The following is a 19,098-nucleotide window of genomic DNA, read 5'->3' on the forward strand; positions in this document are numbered from 1 at the left end:
CAACAATAGGTGGCGCCGTGCTTCAGGTAAATCACGGCGCTCGGAGGTTGTGAGCTAGCTCTTGTTGCTCATGCCCAGTGAGTCGACCTGGCCGTTGAGTTCAGCCTTGTGGGCTGGGGGCAGCTCGTTCCAGTGTACGTCCAGCAGGGCGCCTTCGATTGCGTAGAGCAGTACCTTGGAGGCGCGAAAACCACGGGCGCGCACGGCCCGGTAGGCATCCACGGCGCCCAGTCGGCGCAGGTCGTTGGCGTTGTGGATGCCGACCGCATGCAGCCATTGCGCCGAAGTTTTACCGAGGTTTTTCAGGTGCTGTAGTTCATCGTTCATTGCGCCTCCATGCATTGCTGCGCAGCTACTGATGAGTGGGATTGGGTAAGCCTGCAAGAAAGTGTAGCGGCCAACTGACAAAACGCTTTTGCTGCGGCTCGCCCCAGGCTTCGAGCAGGGCGGGTTCCAGAGTTAGCAGCGGATCACGGCCGCTGGCCTGCTGCAGGCGCTGCACGGCAGACCAGGTGCCGAGATAGCCGAGCAACTGGGGCAGATCCCAGTGCAGCTGGATAGCGAAAGGTGGCGGCTGCAGGCGCGGGAAGGGCGCCTGGATATCCCGGTAACCGGCATCGACGCTGGCGCGGCCCGCTGGCCAGTAGGCGCCCAGAGTGTTGCTGTAGAAGTTGTCGAGCAGAGCGTCCAGTTCGCTGTCGATGCGTAGCAGGCTGTAGCACCAGGCGCAGAACAGGCCGTTGGGTTTGAGCAGGCGGCGCACTTCGGCAAAGAACGCTGGAGTAGCGAACCAGTGCAGGGCCTGGGCGACGATGATCAGGTCGAGGCTGCCATCCGCCAGGGGCAGGGCTTCGGCAACGGCGGCGAAACAATCGATGCCCTGCAGGTCTTTGGCCGCGTGTAGCTGCTCGGGGCTGCCGTCGCAGGCCAGTACCTGGCTGAAATGCTGCAGCAGCGGGCGGCTGGCTTGGCCATTGCCGCAGCCAATGTCGAGGACGCGTTCATGGCTGGGGCTGTTGCTCGCCAGCCAGGCGAACAGGGCGTCCGGGTATTGCGGGCGAAAGTTTGCGTAGGCACCGGCACGTGCGCCAAACAAGCGGGTAATTTCACTCATGGGCAAGCGTTGCTCAGCGGGTGCGATAGCGCAGGCGGGTGCCGAAGTTGAGGGACATGAGGATTTCGTCGGCGCTCAGGTCGGCCGGGAAATAGGCTCCGGAGATCTGCGCATGGGCGATGCTGGCGCCCTCCATGCAGGCGTGACGCAGATCCAGGCCGCGCAGGTCGGCGCCGCGAAAGTAGGCATCGGTGAAGTCGATCCCGCTGGCATCCAGCAGGCGCAGGTCGAGACCGCGAAAGTCACCACCCTTGAGGTCGACTGTGCCGTCCTTGGGCTTTTGCGCATTGAAGTCGCGGACTTTCTCGGTATGCAGCAGGCGGTACAGCGGGTTATCGAGTTGGCGTGGTTGGCTCATGGGCGACTCCGGACAGGGCACGACCTCAGTATAGAAGCTGCGTCGTGCTCTGCCCGAAGGGCGAATCAGAGCCCCGGCAGGCGCTGACGGATGCGCTGGACCAGGCTGTCCAGGCTGGCGCTGTCATGGGTGTCGACGCGCTTGCTGTGGGCCTGCTCATCATCGCTGAGGGCTTCGCGATTGGCCTGCTGAGCCTCGATCACGGCCAGGGTGGCATCCGACGGATCGGTACCGGCGGCCTGGCGCTGTTGCAGCCAGCCGGCGATCACCTCTTGCGGCGCCTGGCAGTCGAGGATCAGGAAGGGATCGCCATTCTGTTCGGCAACCTGCCAGGCCGCAGCGCGCTGGGCCTGCTTCAGGTAGGCGCCATCGAGCACCACCGGGAAGCCGGCGTGCAGGGCGTTTTCCGCCAGTTGGTGCAGGCGCTGGTAGGTGGCGACGCCGGCCTCGGCACTGTAGATGCCGGCATGCAGCTGACCCTTGGCGGCCTCCGGCTGGTTGCCGAACAGGCGCTTGCGCTCGACGTCGGAGCGAATGCGGATGGCGCCCAGCTCATCGACCAGGCGCAGGGCCACATGGCTCTTGCCGACGGCGGAAACGCCGCAGGTAATGGCCAGGAAGGGCGAGGGGATGGCGCTGTAGCTTTCCGCCAGATTGGCGTAGTTGCGGTACTGGCGCAGGGTCGCGGCTTTCTGCTCGTCCTCGGTCTGGTAGGCCAGGCTGAACAGGGCAACCTTGGCCCGCACCAGGGCGCGGTAGGCCTTGTAGAAGTTGAGCAGTTCCAGGGCTGCATAGTCGCCGGTGTGTTCCAGCCAGGCACTGACGAAGCGCCGGGCCAGGTGCTTGAGGCCACGGTCTTCGAGGTCCATGGCGAGGAAGGCGGCGTCCGAGGCGATGTCGATCAGGCGGAACGGCTCGTTGAACTCGATGCAGTCGAACAGCACCACCTGGCCATCCAGCAGGGTGGCGTTGCCCAGGTGGATATCGCCGTGGCATTCGCGGATCGAGCCATTGTTTGCGCGCTGAGCCAGCAACGGCTCGAGGCGGGCGAAGCTGGCCTCGGTCCAGGCTTCCAGCGCATCGACCTGGCGCAGATCGGCGGCCTCGCTGAGCATCGGGCGGATCTGTTCGAAGTTCTGCCGCATCGGCGCCATGATCGCGGTGGGCGAGCACAGCGGGTGGCTGCTCGGCACAGCCGGGGTCTGGCCATGGAAATCGGCGATCTGTTTGGCCAGGGCTTCGATATGCGTGGCGGTCAGCTCGCCACGGGCTTGCACGGCGCTGAGCAGCTGGCTCTGCGGGAACTGGCGCATTTTCAGCACGTATTCGATGGCCGGACCGCTGCCGCCGAGCAGCGGGGCGCTTTCGCTGCCGCTGATCGGCAGCACTTCTAGGTACAGGCCCTGGGTCAGGCGCTGGTTGAGGCGCAGCTCTTCACCACAGAAATGCTGGCGGGCCTCCAGGCTGGTGAAGTCGAGGAAGCCGAAGTTGACCGGCTTCTTGATCTTGTAGGCGAAGGGGCCGGTGAGCAGCACCCAGGAGATGTGCGTCTCGATGACCTGAAACCCTTCCACCGGATGGGGGAAAAGGGCCGGGTTCTGCAGGGCGGCAATCAGTGCTTGGCTCACGGTCAATCCTTGCTTTTCTGGTATTTCGGAGGCGGCATTATGGACGCTGTGAGGCGCTCTGCAAACCGCCGGGGAGCGCCTGTTGGGCCTCGGCAAAGTGCGTATAATGCCGCGCCATGACTCGTTCCCGTACTCCGCGCAAAAGCGCCAAACGCCGTTCCGGCGCCTCTCGTCCCTGGCTTGGCTGGGCCCTCAAACTCGCATTGGTCGGGCTGGTGGTGCTGGCCGGCTTCGCCGTGTACCTGGATGCCGTGGTGCAGGAGAAGTTCTCCGGCAAGCGCTGGACGGTGCCCGCCAAGGTCTATGCGCGGCCGCTGGAGCTGTTCGTCGGGCAGAAACTGGCCAAGCAGGACTTCCTCACCGAGCTGGATGCCCTCGGCTATCGCCGCGAAAGCGCCGCCGACGGTCCGGGCGCGGCGGTGGTTAATGGCAATCTGGTCGACCTGCATACCCGCGGCTTCCAGTTCTATGACGGCAACGAATCGGCGCAGCGCCTGCGTGTGCGCTTCTCCGGCGCTTACGTGGCCGGACTCAGTCAGGGTAATGGCGGCAAGCTCGACGTGGCGCGCATGGAGCCGCTGCTGATCGGCGGCCTGTACCCGGCGCATCACGAAGACCGCATTCTGATCAAGCTGGAACAGGCGCCGCCTTATCTGGTGGAAACCCTGGTGGCGGTGGAGGATCGCGAGTTCTTCAACCACTTCGGCGTGTCACCCAAGGGCATCGCCCGGGCGGTGTGGATCAACGCCACGGCCGGTCAGCTGCGCCAGGGCGGCAGTACCCTGACCCAGCAGCTGGTGAAGAACTTCTACCTGACCAGTGAGCGCAGCCTCAGTCGCAAACTCACCGAGGCCATGATGGCCGTGCTGCTGGAGCTGCACTACGACAAGAAGGAAATTCTCGAGGCGTACCTCAATGAGGTATTCCTCGGCCAGGACGGCCAGCGTGCCGTGCATGGCTTCGGTCTGGCCAGCCAGTACTTCTTCAGCCAGCCCCTGGGTGAGTTGAAGCTGCATCAGGTGGCGCTACTGGTCGGTATGGTCAAGGGGCCGACTGTCTACAACCCGCGACGCAACCCCGAGCTGGCCTTGAAGCGGCGCAATCTGGTGCTCGATCTGCTGGCGCAGCAAGGCGTGGTGAGCGCCGAACAGGCGGCGGCCGCCAAGCAGCAGCCATTGGGTGTTACCAAGCGCGGCAGCCTGGCCGATAGCTCCTTCCCGGCCTTCCTCGACCTGGTCAAGCGCCAGCTGCGCGAGGATTACCGCGACGAAGACTTGACCGAGGAAGGTCTGCGCATCTTCACCAGCTTCGATCCGATCCTCCAGCTCAAGTCCGAGGCCGCCCTGAGTGAGACGCTCAAGCGCCTGGGTGGGCGCAAAGGTGTGGATGAGGTCGAGGCCGCCATGGTGGTGACCAATCCGGAGAATGGCGAGATTCAGGCCATGCTCGGCAGCCGCCAGCCGCGTTTTGCCGGCTTCAACCGTGCACTGGATGCCGTGCGGCCGATCGGTTCGCTGATCAAGCCTGCGGTTTACCTGACGGCATTGGAGCGTCCGAGTCAGTACACCCTGACCAGCTGGCTGGCCGATGAACCGTTTTCGGTGAAGGGCCAGGACGGCCAGGTCTGGCGCCCGCAGAACTATGACCGCAAGGCCCACGGCACCATTTATCTGTACCAGGGCCTGGCCAACTCCTACAACCTGTCGACTGCCAAGCTCGGCCTGGAACTGGGCGTGCCGGAGGTACTCAAAACCCTTGAGCGCCTGGGTGTTGATCGGGAGTGGCCGGCTTATCCATCGATGTTGCTGGGCGCTGGTGCGCTGAGTCCGATGGAAGTGGCGACCATGTATCAGACCCTGGCCAATGGTGGTTTCAATACGCAGTTGCGCGGCATTCGCAGTGTGCTGACCGCCGAAGGGGAGCCGCTCAAGCGTTACCCCTTCCAGATTCAGCAGCGCTTCGATGCGGGCGCCATCTACCTCACGCAGAATGCCATGCAGCGGGTGATGCGCGAGGGCACCGGGCGTTCGGTGTACAGCCAGTTGCCGTCATCATTGACCCTGGCGGGCAAGACCGGCACCACTAATGATTCGCGCGACAGCTGGTTTGCCGGTTTCAGTCAGGATCTGCTGGCCGTGGTCTGGCTGGGGCGCGACGATAACGGCAAGACGCCGCTGACCGGTGCGACCGGTGCGCTGCAGGTCTGGACCAGCCTGATGGCCAAGGCCGACCCGCTGCCGTTGGACATGCCGCAGCCGGACAATGTGGTGCAGGCATGGGTGAATGCCGGCACCGGGCAGGGCTCGGCGGCCGGTTGTCCGAATGCAGTACAGATGCCGTATATTCGCGGCAGTGAGCCGCCGGCAGGTGCCGCCTGTGGGGTGGCGCCGGATGAAGCGGTGATGGATTGGGTGCGTGGCTGGCTCGAGTGAGGCGGCCGATAGAGAGGAAGTACATGAGCAAGTGGTGGTTGTCTCTGGTGGTGACGTCGGCTGTGCTGAGCGGTTGCAGCACGGTGCCGCGTGGTTCGATTCCGGTAGTGGATGCCAGTGGCTCGCTGCGTGCGGATGAGCAGGGTGAGGGCGGTGGAGGTTATACGCCAGCGGCCCCAGCCCAGGCGCAGAGCCTGCCGCAGGACTCCGGTGTGGTAGTGATGGTTCCCGGCGGTGTGTCTTCCGCACCGCTGCAAACTTATCCGGATGGCAGCAGTTCCATGCCCTCCAGCATCAGCTCGGCACCGCTCAGCACGGGGCCGATCTCTTCGGCCGGCAGCTATACCCCGAGTGCGCCGAGCATGCCCAGCGGGATTCCCTCGGGCGGTGGTTTGAGTGCCGATGAGCAACTCGATGGCCCGGTGCTGGCGCTGCTGAGCACCGCTCAACAGCAGCAAGGTAGTGGTGACCTGAATGGTGCCGCCTCCAGCCTGGAACGCGCCCAGCGCATCGCACCACGCGAGCCGCAGGTGCTCTATCGTCTGGCCGAGGTGCGTCTGGCCCAAGGTGATGCTGCCCAGGCCGAGCAGTTCGCACGGCGTGGTCTGACCCTGGCCAGTGGGCGTCCGGCGCTGCAGGCAGGCCTCTGGGACTTGATTGCCCAGGCACGCGAGCGTCAGGGTGATGCGGCCGGCGCTGCGCAGGCGCGCGCACAGGCCAAGGTCAGCATGTGATGGATGAGCGTTTGCCCGCAGTGGCTGAACAGTTGCTGCTGATTGAGCGGGAGTTGCGCGTATTGGGCTGGTGGGCGGATACACCGCCATCGGCAGAGGCGCTGGCCAGTCGCGAACCTTTCTGCGTCGACACGCTGTCGTTCGAGGCCTGGTTGCAGTGGATATTCCTGCCGCGCATGAAAAGCCTGCTCGAGGCTTCGGCGCCGTTGCCCAATGTGTCGGGCATCAGGCCGATGGCCGAAGAAGCCTACCGTGGGCGCGAGCGACAGGCATTGGCGCTGCTGACCGCATTGGGTAACTTCGATCGGCTGATTGGTGGCGCGAGCTAGCTCGCGCCACTCATCGTTTTACTGGCAGTTCTCGGCGATGCCTTTCTCGGCTTCGCTAATGCGCTCCTGACGTTCTTCTTCTGTCAGACGGCGCATCTCATCCTTGCCTTCTTCCTGCACGCGCACGCGCGGATTGTTCTGCAGCTGGGCCAGGTTGGTGCGCACTGTCTCGCAGTACTGCTTGCGCTCGGCCTCCTGCTTGGCCACATCTTCCTTGACCTTGCTGTCGATCGCCTTCTGCTCGTCTGTGTCGGCTACCGCTGCGGCAGGCTTTGCGGCTGCGGGGGCGGGTGTCTTCGGCGTGGCCACGTTGGTGTTGATGCTGGTCGCCTGCTGCCCTTCCGGCGGCTGTGAGCCAAAGTGGGTGTTGCCTTGCGCGTCCACCCATTTGTAGACCTGGCCGGCCATGGCGGTGGTGCTCAGGGCGAGCAGCAAACTGCCCGTGAGAATCAAGCGACGCATGTTGTTTCCTTTTATTGGCTGCAGAACCTAACCGTTACTATAACCAAAACCCGGCAAACGTCATCCTGCGGCATGTCACAGCTCTCAGAACCTGGTTACGATCTTTTGAGCTAGAGCCAGGCAAGGCGAAATTGGGCGAGGACGCGGAGTTTACGAGGTGTAAATGAGCAGTCCGAGCCCGATTTCAACGCAGCATGGCCGACGATCAAGAGATCCTAAACAGGTTCTCAGACGAGGATTCCGTGCTCGACAGCTTGACTTAGTGTGCGCTAATCAGAACAATCCCACGTTCCGTTGTAGTGGGGTCCGCCGCAAGCGTCCCCCAGCTCAGCGAAAAAAGGCGCTACCCGTGCCGACCCCCGTTACACCCGCAACGCGTTACCTCGCGCTGGGAAGGAAAGGCTCCGCAAGATTGAGCCATTCCGTTACTCGTCAAGCAGACCTCGTAGTATCCGCGACCACAGTCGCCGCCTGTTTGCTGACCAGTAAGACCTACTTCAAGGACCACTCGTTGACGGGTGGTAATCTGGCGTTCTAGAGGTGAACAACGTGGAGCTTTTATCCGGCGCTGAAATGGTCGTCCGCTCGCTGCGTGACGAAGGCGTTAAGTATATCTATGGGTACCCGGGCGGTGCCCTCCTGCACATCTACGATGCCCTGTTCAAAGAGCCGGAAGTGACCCATATCCTGGTGCGTCACGAGCAGGCTGCCACCCATATGGCTGACGGCTATGCCCGCGCCACCGGCAAGGCCGGCGTGGTGCTGGTGACCTCCGGCCCGGGTGCGACCAATGCCATCACTGGCATCGCCACCGCCTACATGGACTCGATCCCTATGGTCGTCATCTCCGGTCAGGTGCCCAGCACCGTGGTCGGTACCGATGCCTTCCAGGAAACCGACATGGTCGGTATTTCCCGCCCGATCGTGAAGCACAGCTTCATCATCAAGCATCCTTCGGAAATCCCCGAAGTGATCAAGAAAGCCTTCTATCTCGCCCAGTCCGGCCGCCCAGGCCCGGTGGTCGTGGATATTCCGAAGGACATGGGCGATCCGTCGCAGAAGTTCGAATACAGCTACCCGAAGAAGGTCAAGCTGCGCTCCTACAGCCCGGCTACCCGTGGTCATTCCGGGCAGATCCGCAAGGCTGCCGAGATGCTCCTGGCTGCCAAGCGTCCGGTCATGTATTCCGGCGGCGGCGTGGTCATGGGCGGTGCTTCCGAGCCGCTGACCGAGCTGGCCAAGATGCTCAACATCCCGGTGACCAACACCCTGATGGGCCTTGGCGCCTTCCCGGGTAACGATCGCCAGTTCGTCGGCATGCTCGGCATGCACGGCAGCTACACCGCCAACCTGGCCATGCACCACGCCGATGTGATCCTGGCTGTCGGCGCGCGTTTCGACGACCGGGTGATCAATGGTGAAACGGGCGCCAAGTTCTGCCCGAACGCCAAGATCATCCATATCGATATCGACCCGGCTTCGATCTCCAAGACCATCAAGGCCGACATCCCGATCGTCGGCCCGGTGGACAGCGTGCTGACCGAGATGGTCGCCATTCTCAAGGAAATCGGCGAGACACCGAACAAGGACGTCGTTGCCAGCTGGTGGAAGCAGATCGACGAGTGGCGCGGTAGCGGCCGCCTGTTCCCCTTCAACGAGGGCGACGGCAGCATCATCAAACCGCAGAGCGTAATCGAGACCCTCAGCGAAGTGACCAAGGGCGACGCCTACATCACCTCCGACGTGGGCCAGCACCAGATGTTTGCGGCGCAGTACTACCGCTTCAACAAGCCTAACCGCTGGATCAACTCCGGTGGCCTGGGCACCATGGGCTTCGGTTTCCCTGCGGCGATGGGCGTCAAGCTGAACTTCCCGGAGGCCGACGTGGCCTGCGTCACCGGTGAAGGCAGCATCCAGATGAACATCCAGGAACTGTCGACCTGCCTGCAGTACGACCTGCCGGTGAAGATCATCAACCTGAACAACGGTGCCCTGGGCATGGTTCGCCAGTGGCAGGACATGCAGTACAGCAGCCGTTACTCGCACTCTTACATGGAATCGCTGCCTGACTTCGTCAAGCTGGCTGAGGCCTATGGTCACGTGGGCATGCGCATCACCGACCTGAAAGACCTCAAGCCGAAGATGGAAGAAGCCTTCGCCATGAAGAACCGCCTGGTATTCCTCGACATCGCCGTGGATACCAGCGAGCACGTGTACCCGATGCAGATTCGCGGCGGTGCCATGCGTGACATGTGGCTGAGCAAGACGGAGCGGACCTGAACATGCGCCATATCATCTCCCTGTTGCTGGAAAACGAACCCGGCGCCCTGTCGCGCGTGGTTGGCCTGTTCTCCCAGCGCAACTACAACATCGAAAGCCTGACCGTGGCGCCGACCGAAGACCCGACCCTGTCGCGTCTGACGCTGACCACCGTAGGGCATGACGATGTGATCGAGCAGATCACCAAGAACCTCAACAAGCTGATCGAAGTGGTCAAGCTGGTGAACCTGTCGGAAAGCGCGCACATCGAACGCGAGCTGATGCTGGTCAAGGTCAAGGCCACCGGCGCCCAGCGCGCCGAGGTCAAGCGCACCACCGACATCTTCCGCGGACAGATCGTCGACGTGACCAGCAGCGTTTACACCATTCAGCTGGCCGGCACGAGCGACAAGCTGGACAGCTTCATCCAGGCCGTCGGCACCGCGTCGATCCTGGAAACCGTACGCAGCGGCGTCACCGGCATTGCCCGTGGCGACAAAGTACTCAGCATCTAACTCTTTAGCGAACGGCCCACGAGGCCAGAAAATAGGGGAATTCCCATGAAAGTGTTTTACGACAAAGACTGCGACCTCTCGATCATCCAGGGCATGAAAGTCGCCATCATCGGCTACGGCTCCCAGGGCCATGCCCAGGCGTGCAACCTGAAAGACTCCGGCGTTGACGTTACCGTCGGCCTGCGTCCAGGTTCGGCCACCCGTGCCAAGGCTGAAGCTCACGGTCTGAAAGTGGCTGACGTGCCTGCTGCCGTTGCTGCCGCTGACCTGGTCATGATCCTGACCCCGGACGAGTTCCAGTCCCAGCTGTACAAAAACGAAGTCGAGCCGAACATCAAGAAAGGCGCCACCCTGGCCTTCTCCCACGGCTTCGCCATCCACTACAACCAGGTTGTGCCGCGTGCCGACCTCGACGTGATCATGATCGCGCCGAAGGCCCCGGGCCACACCGTGCGTTCCGAGTTCGTCAAAGGCGGCGGTATCCCTGACCTGATCGCCATCTACCAGGACGCTTCCGGCAAAGCCAAGAACGTTGCCCTGTCCTACGCCGCTGGCGTCGGTGGCGGCCGTACCGGCATCATCGAAACCACCTTCAAGGACGAGACCGAAACCGACCTGTTCGGTGAGCAAGCCGTTCTCTGCGGCGGTTGCGTCGAGCTGGTCAAAGCCGGTTTCGATACCCTGGTTGAAGCCGGTTACGCTCCGGAAATGGCCTACTTCGAGTGCCTGCACGAGCTGAAGCTGATCGTCGACCTGATGTTCGAAGGCGGCATCGCCAACATGAACTACTCGATCTCCAACAACGCCGAGTACGGTGAGTACGTCACCGGTCCGGAAGTCATCAACGCCGAATCCCGTCAGGCCATGCGCAACGCTCTGAAGCGCATCCAGAACGGCGAATACGCGAAGATGTTCATCCAGGAAGGTGCATCGAACTACGCTTCGATGACCGCTTACCGTCGCAACAATGCCGCTCACGGCATCGAAGTGGTTGGCGAGAAGCTGCGTGCAATGATGCCGTGGATCGCTGCCAACAAGATCGTCGACAAGGCCAAGAACTAAGGTCTTCTGACGTTCTAAAAGACGCGGCTACGGCCGCGTTTTTTTATGCTCGTTACGGGCTTCTGGTATAAAGCCCATTCGTTTGCAGGGCGCTGGCGAACCTAGCTCGCCGGCTCCGGTCGAAGTCTAACCACACCGTTGCAAGGTATTGTTCATGAACGAACGTCCTGAGGAATCCGGCTCTGCCCCACAAGGGGAAAGCATTCTGCCTATCGATGAGCATGTGGAGGAGGGGCACGATGCCGAAGGGCGCAAGGTGCGCCATCGTGGCATCTACCTGTTGCCTAACCTGTTCACCACCGGCAACTTGTTTGCGGGTTTCTTCGCCATCATCAGTGCCATGAATGGCAAGTACGAGTACGCGGCGGTCGCGATCTTCATCGCCATGGTGCTCGATGGTCTGGATGGTCGAGTAGCACGGCTGACCAATACCCAGAGCGCATTTGGCGCCGAGTATGACTCGCTGTCCGACATGGTCGCCTTTGGTCTGGCGCCGGCGTTGCTGGCCTATCAGTGGGCCTTGTCTGAACTGGGCAATGTCGGGCTTACGGTTGCCTTCATCTATACGGCTTGCGCCGCGTTGCGTCTGGCCCGCTTCAATACCCAGATCGGCAAGGTCGACAAGAAGTGGTTTGTCGGTCTTGCCAGTCCTGCTGCTGCCGGGGTTGTCGCCGGGATGGTCTGGGCACTGAAGGACTTTGGTGTCGATGGCGTGGACATGCCTGTTCCGGTGGTCATGCTCTATGCCTTGCTGGTGGCCATGGCGGGCGTGCTGATGGTCAGCAACATCAAGTTCTACAGTTTCAAGGATCTTGATTTCAAAGGGCGCGTGCCTTTCGTAGCGATGCTGGTCGTGGTTCTGGTGTTTGCAGTGGTCTTCAGTGACCCACCCCGTATTCTGTTGCTGATCTTCTTGGCCTATGCGGCTTCCGGTCCTGTGCAATATTTGTTGCAACTGCGCCGTCACAAGGCCGCCGAGTGATGTAATTTCCTGCCGGCTCCGCGGTCTATTGGCGCATCAGTCGTCCTTAGCTGCGGAGCCACCATGTTGATCAAAGTCCCCCTCGAGTCCGCTGCGCGCGAATCCGAAATCACTCCCGAGTCTGTCTATCTCTCGCGTCGCACCTTCATGGCGGCAGCCGGTGGCCTTGCAGCTATGAGTGCATTGCCGCTGCGGGCGGAGACTTCGCGCTATGCCGATGTCGAGGCTGCTAGCAATCCAGCCTGGTTCACCGAGAAGCTTCCAGGCGTGCAGTGGGGGGCGGTCACGGCAGGCGATGAGGCCCTGACGCCGTTCAAAGACGCCACGCACTACAACAACTTCTATGAGTTCGGCACCAGCAAGGGTGATCCGGCGCGATACGCCGACAAACTTGAAGTAGAGCCATGGACGGTGATGATCGACGGTGAGGTGGCCAAGCCGGGGCCGGTTTCTCTGGAGTCTCTGGTGCAGCCTCATCGCTTGGAAGAGCGCATCTACCGGTTGCGCTGTGTCGAGGCCTGGTCGATGGTGATTCCCTGGCTGGGCTTCCCGCTGGCGGATTTGCTCAAGCGTGCAGAGCCAACCAGCAAAGCCAGGTATGTGCGTTTCGAAACCAAGGTTGCGCCCGAGCAGATGTCCGGTGTGCGTTCGGGCTTTTCCTTGATCGACTGGCCATATCGCGAGGGATTGCGTCTGGATGAGGCGATGCATCCACTGTCTATCATGGCTGTCGGGATCTATGGGCGCGTATTGCCCAACCAGAATGGTGCGCCGTTACGTCTGGTGGTGCCATGGAAGTACGGCTTCAAGAGCATCAAGTCGATCGTGCGCATCAGCCTGGTTGCCGAACAGCCTGCAACCACCTGGGAGAGTCTGGCGCCTGATGAGTATGGCTTCTATGCCAACGTCAATCCTGAGGTCGACCATCCGCGCTGGAGTCAGGCAACCGAGCGCCGCCTGCCCAATAGCCTGTTCAGTCCGAATGTGGTGCCGACCAAGCTGTTCAATGGCTATGACGAAGTTGCCTCTCTTTATAGTGGTCTGGATCTGCGGAAGTACTACTGATGCGTTATCGAATCTGGCGAGTCGTCGTCTTCCTCTTGGCGTTGTTTCCCCCTTTGCTGTGGCTATATATGGGGCTGACTCAGCAGCTGGGGCCAGATCCCGGCAAGGTTCTAGTGGATAACCTGGGGCAGGGGGCGTTGGTTCTGCTGCTGCTGACGTTGAGCATGACGCCTTTGCGGCGTCTGAGCGCCTGGGGTGGGTGGATTGCTGTGCGCCGCCAGCTCGGCCTGTGGTGCTTTACCTACGTCCTGTTGCACGTTGCGGGATATCTGACGTTCATCCTGGGGTTGCGCTTTGATCGACTGCTGGACGATCTGAGTGAGCGGCCTTACATCATCGTTGGCGCCCTGGCTTTTGTCGGGCTGTGGCTCCTGGCCCTGACCTCGAATCACTACAGTGTGCGCAGGCTGGGTGCGCGCTGGCGGCAGTTGCACAAGCTTGTTTACGTAATCCTCGTTCTGGGTCTGCTGCATATGCTCTGGGTTGTGCGCTCCGATATTGGCGAATGGGTGTTTTATGCCGTGTCTGGCGCGGCTTTGCTGATGTTGCGCATTCCGGCTGTGGCAGCCTGGCTCTCGGCTCGTCCGGGGAAGGTAAAAAGTTTCAGAAAGGCGTTGACGGCGAAATCTGCGGGCCTATAATGCGCACCTCTTCCGGCGCAGCATGATCTGAAAACTCCTTGTTAAACAAGAGGTTAGATGAAAATAAAGGTTGCGACGGTGGCGGATTCGAGTAGAATGCGCCGGGCTGACAGGGTGGTGGTTTGATCCTGTCGGTGCTTCGGTTCGAAAGAGCTGAAGAAGCTTGAAAGAGGTGGTTGACAGCGAGTTTGAACGCTGTAGAATTCGCCTCCCGCCGATGTGAAGCGAAAGCAGATCGGAAGCGCAAGCGGTTGAGAAGAAACGAAAAATTCTTCGAAACTGGTTGACAGAAAGAAAGGCTGCTGTAGAATGCGCGGCCTTGGTTGAGACGAAAGACTTAATCGAAACGCTCTTTAACAACTTGAATCAAGCAATTCGTGTGGGTGCTTGTGGAGTAAGACTGTTAGTCGCAAGATTATCAGCAACACAAGTAACTCTTCGTGAATTCAAAGAGTTTATTTGCGATTGCTGAGCCAAGTTTAGGGTTTTCTCAAAACCCAAGCAGTATTGAACTGAAGAGTTTGATCATGGCTCAGATTGAACGCTGGCGGCAGGCCTAACACATGCAAGTCGAGCGGTAGAGAGGTGCTTGCACCTCTTGAGAGCGGCGGACGGGTGAGTAATGCCTAGGAATCTGCCTAGTGGTGGGGGATAACGTTCGGAAACGGACGCTAATACCGCATACGTCCTACGGGAGAAAGCGGGGGATCTTCGGACCTCGCGCCATTAGATGAGCCTAGGTCGGATTAGCTAGTTGGTGAGGTAAAGGCTCACCAAGGCGACGATCCGTAACTGGTCTGAGAGGATGATCAGTCACACTGGAACTGAGACACGGTCCAGACTCCTACGGGAGGCAGCAGTGGGGAATATTGGACAATGGGCGAAAGCCTGATCCAGCCATGCCGCGTGTGTGAAGAAGGTCTTCGGATTGTAAAGCACTTTAAGTTGGGAGGAAGGGTAGTAACCTAATACGTTGCTACTTTGACGTTACCGACAGAATAAGCACCGGCTAACTTCGTGCCAGCAGCCGCGGTAATACGAAGGGTGCAAGCGTTAATCGGAATTACTGGGCGTAAAGCGCGCGTAGGTGGTTCAGCAAGTTGGATGTGAAAGCCCTGGGCTCAACCTGGGAACTGCATCCAAAACTACTGAGCTAGAGTACGGTAGAGGGTAGTGGAATTTCCTGTGTAGCGGTGAAATGCGTAGATATAGGAAGGAACACCAGTGGCGAAGGCGACTACCTGGACTGATACTGACACTGAGGTGCGAAAGCGTGGGGAGCAAACAGGATTAGATACCCTGGTAGTCCACGCCGTAAACGATGTCGACTAGCCGTTGGGATCCTTGAGATCTTAGTGGCGCAGCTAACGCATTAAGTCGACCGCCTGGGGAGTACGGCCGCAAGGTTAAAACTCAAATGAATTGACGGGGGCCCGCACAAGCGGTGGAGCATGTGGTTTAATTCGAAGCAACGCGAAGAACCTTACCTGGCCTTGACATGCTGAGAACTTTCTAGAGATAGATTGGTGCCTTCGGGAACTCAGACACAGGTGCTGCATGGCTGTCGTCAGCTCGTGTCGTGAGATGTTGGGTTAAGTCCCGTAACGAGCGCAACCCTTGTCCTTAGTTACCAGCACGTTATGGTGGGCACTCTAAGGAGACTGCCGGTGACAAACCGGAGGAAGGTGGGGATGACGTCAAGTCATCATGGCCCTTACGGCCAGGGCTACACACGTGCTACAATGGTCGGTACAAAGGGTTGCCAAGCCGCGAGGTGGAGCTAATCCCATAAAACCGATCGTAGTCCGGATCGCAGTCTGCAACTCGACTGCGTGAAGTCGGAATCGCTAGTAATCGTGAATCAGAATGTCACGGTGAATACGTTCCCGGGCCTTGTACACACCGCCCGTCACACCATGGGAGTGGGTTGCTCCAGAAGTAGCTAGTCTAACCGCAAGGGGGACGGTTACCACGGAGTGATTCATGACTGGGGTGAAGTCGTAACAAGGTAGCCGTAGGGGAACCTGCGGCTGGATCACCTCCTTAATCGAAGACTTCAGCTTCTTCATAAGTTCCCACACGAATTGCTTGATTCACTTGCGAAAAGCGATTGGGTTATTACCCGAGAGTAAGACGATTGGGTCTGTAGCTCAGTTGGTTAGAGCGCACCCCTGATAAGGGTGAGGTCGGCAGTTCGAATCTGCCCAGACCCACCAATTGTCAAGGGATGTGGCCAGTCCGTAAATGGGGCCATAGCTCAGCTGGGAGAGCGCCTGCCTTGCACGCAGGAGGTCAGGAGTTCGATCCTCCTTGGCTCCACCATTAACTCTTAAATCGCTGAAAGCACAGAATTGAATGCTTCTAGATGAGCATTGAATTCTGGTCTTTGCGCCAGAACTGTTCTTTAAAAATTTGGGTATGTGATAGAAGTAGACCGATGTGTTGCTTTCACTGGCAGCATGTCGCGTCAAGGTAAAATTTGCGTGTTCTCTATGCAAATTTTCGGCGAATGTCGTCTTCACGTTTGAGGCAGTAACCAGATTGCTTGGGGTTATATGGTCAAGTGAAGAAGCGCATACGGTGGATGCCTTGGCAGTCAGAGGCGATGAAAGACGTGGTAGCCTGCGAAAAGCTTCGGGGAGTCGGCAAACAGACTTTGATCCGGAGATGTCTGAATGGGGGAACCCAGCCATCATAAGATGGTTATCTTGTACTGAATACATAGGTGCAAGAGGCGAACCAGGGGAACTGAAACATCTAAGTACCCTGAGGAAAAGAAATCAACCGAGATTCCCTTAGTAGTGGCGAGCGAACGGGGATTAGCCCTTAAGTGGCTTTGAGATTAGCGGAACGCTCTGGAAAGTGCGGCCATAGTGGGTGATAGCCCTGTACGCGAAAATCTCTTAGTCATGAAATCGAGTAGGACGGAGCACGAGAAACTTTGTCTGAATATGGGGGGACCATCCTCCAAGGCTAAATACTACTGACTGACCGATAGTGAACTAGTACCGTGAGGGAAAGGCGAAAAGAACCCCGGAGAGGGGAGTGAAATAGATCCTGAAACCGTATGCGTACAAGCAGTGGGAGCCCACTTTGTTGGGTGACTGCGTACCTTTTGTATAATGGGTCAGCGACTTATATTCAGTGGCAAGCTTAACCGAATAGGGGAGGCGTAGCGAAAGCGAGTCTTAATAGGGCGTTTAGTCGCTGGGTATAGACCCGAAACCGGGCGATCTATCCATGGGCAGGTTGAAGGTTGGGTAACACTAACTGGAGGACCGAACCGACTACCGTTGAAAAGTTAGCGGATGACCTGTGGATCGGAGTGAAAGGCTAATCAAGCTCGGAGATAGCTGGTTCTCCTCGAAAGCTATTTAGGTAGCGCCTCATGTATCACTGTAGGGGGTAGAGCACTGTTTCGGCTAGGGGGTCATCCCGACTTACCAAACCGATGCAAACTCCGAATACCTACAAGTGCCGAGCATGGGAGACACACGGCGGGTGCTAACGTCCGTCGTGAAAAGGGAAACAACCCAGACCGTCAGCTAAGGTCCCAAAGTTATGGTTAAGTGGGAAACGATGTGGGAAGGCTTAGACAGCTAGGAGGTTGGCTTAGAAGCAGCCACCCTTTAAAGAAAGCGTAATAGCTCACTAGTCGAGTCGGCCTGCGCGGAAGATGTAACGGGGCTCAAACCATACACCGAAGCTACGGGTATCACTTAGGTGATGCGGTAGAGGAGCGTTCTGTAAGCCTGTGAAGGTGAGTTGAGAAGCTTGCTGGAGGTATCAGAAGTGCGAATGCTGACATGAGTAACGACAATGCGAGTGAAAAACTCGCACGCCGAAAGACCAAGGTTTCCTGCGCAACGTTAATCGACGCAGGGTTAGTCGGTCCCTAAGGCGAGGCAGAAATGCGTAGTCGATGGGAAACAGGTTAATATTCCTGTACTTCTAGTTACTGCGATGGAGGGACGGAGAAGGCTAGGCCAGCTTGGCGTTGGTTGTCCAAGTTTAAGGTGGTAGGCAGAGTGCTTAGGTAAATCCGGGCGCTTAATGCTGAGAGCTGATGACGAGCGTTCTTTTAGAACGTGAAGTGGTTGATGCCATGCTTCCAGGAAAAGCTTCTAAGCTTCAGGTAACTAGGAACCGTACCCCAAACCGACACAGGTGGTTGGGTAGAGAATACCAAGGCGCTTGAGAGAACTCGGGTGAAGGAACTAGGCAAAATGGCACCGTAACTTCGGGAGAAGGTGCGCCGGTGAGGGTGAAGCATTTACTGCGTAAGCCCATGCCGGTCGAAGATACCAGGCCGCTGCGACTGTTTATTAAAAACACAGCACTCTGCAAACACGAAAGTGGACGTATAGGGTGTGACGCCTGCCCGGTGCCGGAAGGTTAATTGATGGGGTTAGCGCAAGCGAAGCTCTTGATCGAAGCCCCGGTAAACGGCGGCCGTAACTATAACGGTCCTAAGGTAGCGAAATTCCTTGTCGGGTAAGTTCCGACCTGCACGAATGGCGTAACGATGGCGGCGCTGTCTCCACCCGAGACTCAGTGAAATTGAAATCGCTGTGAAGATGCAGTGTATCCGCGGCTAGACGGAAAGACCCCGTGAACCTTTACTATAGCTTTGCACTGGACTTTGAATTTGCTTGTGTAGGATAGGTGGGAGGCTTTGAAGCGTGGACGCCAGTTCGCGTGGAGCCAATCTTGAAATACCACCCTGGCAACTTTGAGGTTCTAACTCTGGTCCGTTATCCGGATCGAGGACAGTGTATGGTGGGTAGTTTGACTGGGGCGGTCTCCTCCTAAAGAGTAACGGAGGAGTACGAAGGTGCGCTCAGACCGGTCGGAAATCGGTCGTAGAGTATAAAGGCAAAAGCGCGCTTGACTGCGAGACAGACACGTCGAGCAGGTACGAAAGTAGGTCTTAGTGATCCGGTGGTTCTGTATGGAAGGGCCATCGCTCAACGGATAAAAGGTACTCCGGGGATAACAGGCTGATACCGCCCAAGAGTTCATATCGACGGCGGTGTTTGGCACCTCGATGTCGGCTCATCACATCCTGGGGCTGAAGCCGGTCCCAAGGGTATGGCTGTTCGCCATTTAAAGTGGTACGCGAGCTGGGTTTAGAACGTCGTGAGACAGTTCGGTCCCTATCTGCCGTGGACGTTTGAGATTTGAGAGGGGCTGCTCCTAGTACGAGAGGACCGGAGTGGACGAACCTCTGGTGTTCCGGTTGTCACGCCAGTGGCATTGCCGGGTAGCTATGTTCGGAAAAGATAACCGCTGAAAGCATCTAAGCGGGAAACTTGCCTCAAGATGAGATCTCACTGGAGCCTTGAGCTCCCTAAAGGGCCGTCGAAGACTACGACGTTGATAGGTTGGGTGTGTAAGCGCTGTGAGGCGTTGAGCTAACCAATACTAATTGCCCGTGAGGCTTGACCATATAACACCCAAACAATTTGCTGTTTGTGTGTCTCGACAGAAGTCGACAAAGACCGAAAATTTGCCTGA

At 58.8% G+C, this 19,098-nt stretch carries 14 protein-coding genes, 2 tRNA genes and 2 rRNA genes; 13 read left to right on the forward strand and 5 right to left on the reverse strand.

Features of this window, described 5'->3' with window-relative positions; translation table 11 throughout:
• Window positions 1–54: 54 nt before the first annotated feature.
• The 4 genes from HNE05_RS04770 to HNE05_RS04785 all read right to left on the reverse strand — a co-directional run bounded on the left by HNE05_RS04770 (window position 55) and on the right by HNE05_RS04785 (window position 3,100).
• Window positions 55–327, reverse strand: a complete 273-nt coding sequence (locus HNE05_RS04770; protein WP_173203868.1) for a TfoX/Sxy family protein — start codon at window positions 325–327, stop codon at window positions 55–57.
• A 25-nt stretch (window positions 328–352) separates the two neighbouring features.
• Entirely contained in the window at window positions 353–1,114 is a 762-nt protein-coding gene (locus HNE05_RS04775) for a class I SAM-dependent methyltransferase (RefSeq protein WP_173203870.1), read from the reverse strand.
• A 13-nt stretch (window positions 1,115–1,127) separates the two neighbouring features.
• A complete protein-coding gene (locus tag HNE05_RS04780; protein ID WP_173203872.1) occupies window positions 1,128–1,472 on the reverse strand; it encodes a pentapeptide repeat-containing protein in 345 nt (114 codons plus the stop codon).
• A gap of 65 nt (window positions 1,473–1,537) precedes the next feature.
• Window positions 1,538–3,100: a bifunctional aminoglycoside phosphotransferase/ATP-binding protein gene (locus tag HNE05_RS04785; RefSeq protein ID WP_173203874.1), complete on the reverse strand. Its 1,563-nt coding sequence runs from the start codon at window positions 3,098–3,100 to the stop codon at window positions 1,538–1,540.
• 116 nt (window positions 3,101–3,216) lie between these two features.
• Here HNE05_RS04785 and mrcB point away from each other — a divergent pair, with 116 nt between their 5' ends.
• The 3 genes from mrcB to HNE05_RS04800 are packed head-to-tail and all read left to right on the forward strand — an operon-like array spanning window position 3,217 to window position 6,595.
• Window positions 3,217–5,532: a penicillin-binding protein 1B gene (gene mrcB, locus HNE05_RS04790; protein ID WP_173203876.1), complete on the forward strand. Its 2,316-nt coding sequence runs from the start codon at window positions 3,217–3,219 to the stop codon at window positions 5,530–5,532.
• Between the two features lie 23 nt (window positions 5,533–5,555).
• Window positions 5,556–6,266: a tetratricopeptide repeat protein gene (locus tag HNE05_RS04795; protein WP_173203878.1), complete on the forward strand. Its 711-nt coding sequence runs from the start codon at window positions 5,556–5,558 to the stop codon at window positions 6,264–6,266.
• Window positions 6,266–6,595: a YqcC family protein gene (locus tag HNE05_RS04800; protein WP_173203880.1), complete on the forward strand. Its 330-nt coding sequence runs from the start codon at window positions 6,266–6,268 to the stop codon at window positions 6,593–6,595. Before HNE05_RS04795 ends, HNE05_RS04800 begins: the two co-directional genes overlap by 1 nt.
• An 18-nt stretch (window positions 6,596–6,613) precedes the next feature.
• Here the strand turns inward: HNE05_RS04800 and HNE05_RS04805 are convergent, their stop codons facing one another.
• Entirely contained in the window at window positions 6,614–7,057 is a 444-nt protein-coding gene (locus HNE05_RS04805; RefSeq protein ID WP_173203882.1) for a DUF4124 domain-containing protein, read from the reverse strand.
• 549 nt (window positions 7,058–7,606) lie between these two features.
• Here HNE05_RS04805 and HNE05_RS04810 point away from each other — a divergent pair.
• The 10 genes from HNE05_RS04810 to HNE05_RS04855 all read left to right on the forward strand — a co-directional run bounded on the left by HNE05_RS04810 (window position 7,607) and on the right by HNE05_RS04855 (window position 19,030).
• Window positions 7,607–9,337 carry an acetolactate synthase 3 large subunit gene (locus tag HNE05_RS04810; protein WP_173203884.1) on the forward strand — a complete coding sequence of 577 codons (1,731 nt, stop codon included), beginning with the start codon at window positions 7,607–7,609 and terminating at the stop codon, window positions 9,335–9,337.
• Window positions 9,338–9,339: 2 nt separating this feature from the next.
• Entirely contained in the window at window positions 9,340–9,831 is a 492-nt protein-coding gene (gene ilvN, locus HNE05_RS04815; RefSeq protein WP_173203892.1) for an acetolactate synthase small subunit, read from the forward strand.
• A 45-nt stretch (window positions 9,832–9,876) separates the two neighbouring features.
• Window positions 9,877–10,893, forward strand: a complete 1,017-nt coding sequence (gene ilvC / locus HNE05_RS04820; protein WP_173203894.1) for a ketol-acid reductoisomerase — start codon at window positions 9,877–9,879, stop codon at window positions 10,891–10,893.
• Between the two features lie 154 nt (window positions 10,894–11,047).
• A complete protein-coding gene (gene pssA / locus HNE05_RS04825; protein WP_173203896.1) occupies window positions 11,048–11,875 on the forward strand; it encodes a CDP-diacylglycerol--serine O-phosphatidyltransferase in 828 nt (275 codons plus the stop codon).
• A 63-nt stretch (window positions 11,876–11,938) separates the two neighbouring features.
• Window positions 11,939–12,940 (forward strand): protein-methionine-sulfoxide reductase catalytic subunit MsrP, encoded by a 1,002-nt coding sequence (gene msrP / locus HNE05_RS04830; RefSeq protein ID WP_173203898.1) that lies wholly within the window; start codon window positions 11,939–11,941, stop codon window positions 12,938–12,940.
• Window positions 12,940–13,581, forward strand: a complete 642-nt coding sequence (gene msrQ, locus HNE05_RS04835; protein ID WP_173203900.1) for a protein-methionine-sulfoxide reductase heme-binding subunit MsrQ — start codon at window positions 12,940–12,942, stop codon at window positions 13,579–13,581. Before msrP ends, msrQ begins: the two co-directional genes overlap by 1 nt.
• A 509-nt stretch (window positions 13,582–14,090) precedes the next feature.
• Window positions 14,091–15,627, forward strand: a 16S ribosomal RNA gene (locus HNE05_RS04840).
• 93 nt (window positions 15,628–15,720) lie between these two features.
• Window positions 15,721–15,797, forward strand: a tRNA-Ile gene (locus tag HNE05_RS04845).
• 30 nt (window positions 15,798–15,827) lie between these two features.
• A tRNA-Ala gene (locus HNE05_RS04850) sits at window positions 15,828–15,903 on the forward strand.
• 235 nt (window positions 15,904–16,138) lie between these two features.
• A 23S ribosomal RNA gene (locus tag HNE05_RS04855) occupies window positions 16,139–19,030 on the forward strand.
• Together the 16S and 23S rRNA genes with 2 tRNA genes alongside form the textbook arrangement of a ribosomal RNA operon.
• The last annotated feature ends 68 nt before the right edge of the window (window positions 19,031–19,098 follow it).

The sequence above is a fragment of the Pseudomonas campi genome (assembly GCF_013200955.2).
In the GTDB taxonomy this organism is placed as follows: domain Bacteria; phylum Pseudomonadota; class Gammaproteobacteria; order Pseudomonadales; family Pseudomonadaceae; genus Aquipseudomonas; species Aquipseudomonas campi.

Excerpts from the sequence above, each read along its gene's own strand:
- ilvN (WP_173203892.1), top strand. The coding sequence starts at position 9,340 with ATGCGCCATATCATCTCCCTGTTGCTGGAAAACGAACCCGGCGCCCTG.
- HNE05_RS04770 (WP_173203868.1), bottom strand. The coding sequence starts at position 327 with ATGAACGATGAACTACAGCACCTGAAAAACCTCGGTAAAACTTCGGCG.
- mrcB (WP_173203876.1), top strand. The coding sequence starts at position 3,217 with ATGACTCGTTCCCGTACTCCGCGCAAAAGCGCCAAACGCCGTTCCGGC.
- HNE05_RS04795 (WP_173203878.1), top strand. The coding sequence starts at position 5,556 with ATGAGCAAGTGGTGGTTGTCTCTGGTGGTGACGTCGGCTGTGCTGAGC.
- HNE05_RS04775 (WP_173203870.1), bottom strand. The coding sequence starts at position 1,114 with ATGAGTGAAATTACCCGCTTGTTTGGCGCACGTGCCGGTGCCTACGCA.
- pssA (WP_173203896.1), top strand. The coding sequence starts at position 11,048 with ATGAACGAACGTCCTGAGGAATCCGGCTCTGCCCCACAAGGGGAAAGC.
- ilvC (WP_173203894.1), top strand. The coding sequence starts at position 9,877 with ATGAAAGTGTTTTACGACAAAGACTGCGACCTCTCGATCATCCAGGGC.
- HNE05_RS04780 (WP_173203872.1), bottom strand. The coding sequence starts at position 1,472 with ATGAGCCAACCACGCCAACTCGATAACCCGCTGTACCGCCTGCTGCAT.
- HNE05_RS04805 (WP_173203882.1), bottom strand. The coding sequence starts at position 7,057 with ATGCGTCGCTTGATTCTCACGGGCAGTTTGCTGCTCGCCCTGAGCACC.
- HNE05_RS04800 (WP_173203880.1), top strand. The coding sequence starts at position 6,266 with ATGGATGAGCGTTTGCCCGCAGTGGCTGAACAGTTGCTGCTGATTGAG.
- msrQ (WP_173203900.1), top strand. The coding sequence starts at position 12,940 with ATGCGTTATCGAATCTGGCGAGTCGTCGTCTTCCTCTTGGCGTTGTTT.
- msrP (WP_173203898.1), top strand. The coding sequence starts at position 11,939 with ATGTTGATCAAAGTCCCCCTCGAGTCCGCTGCGCGCGAATCCGAAATC.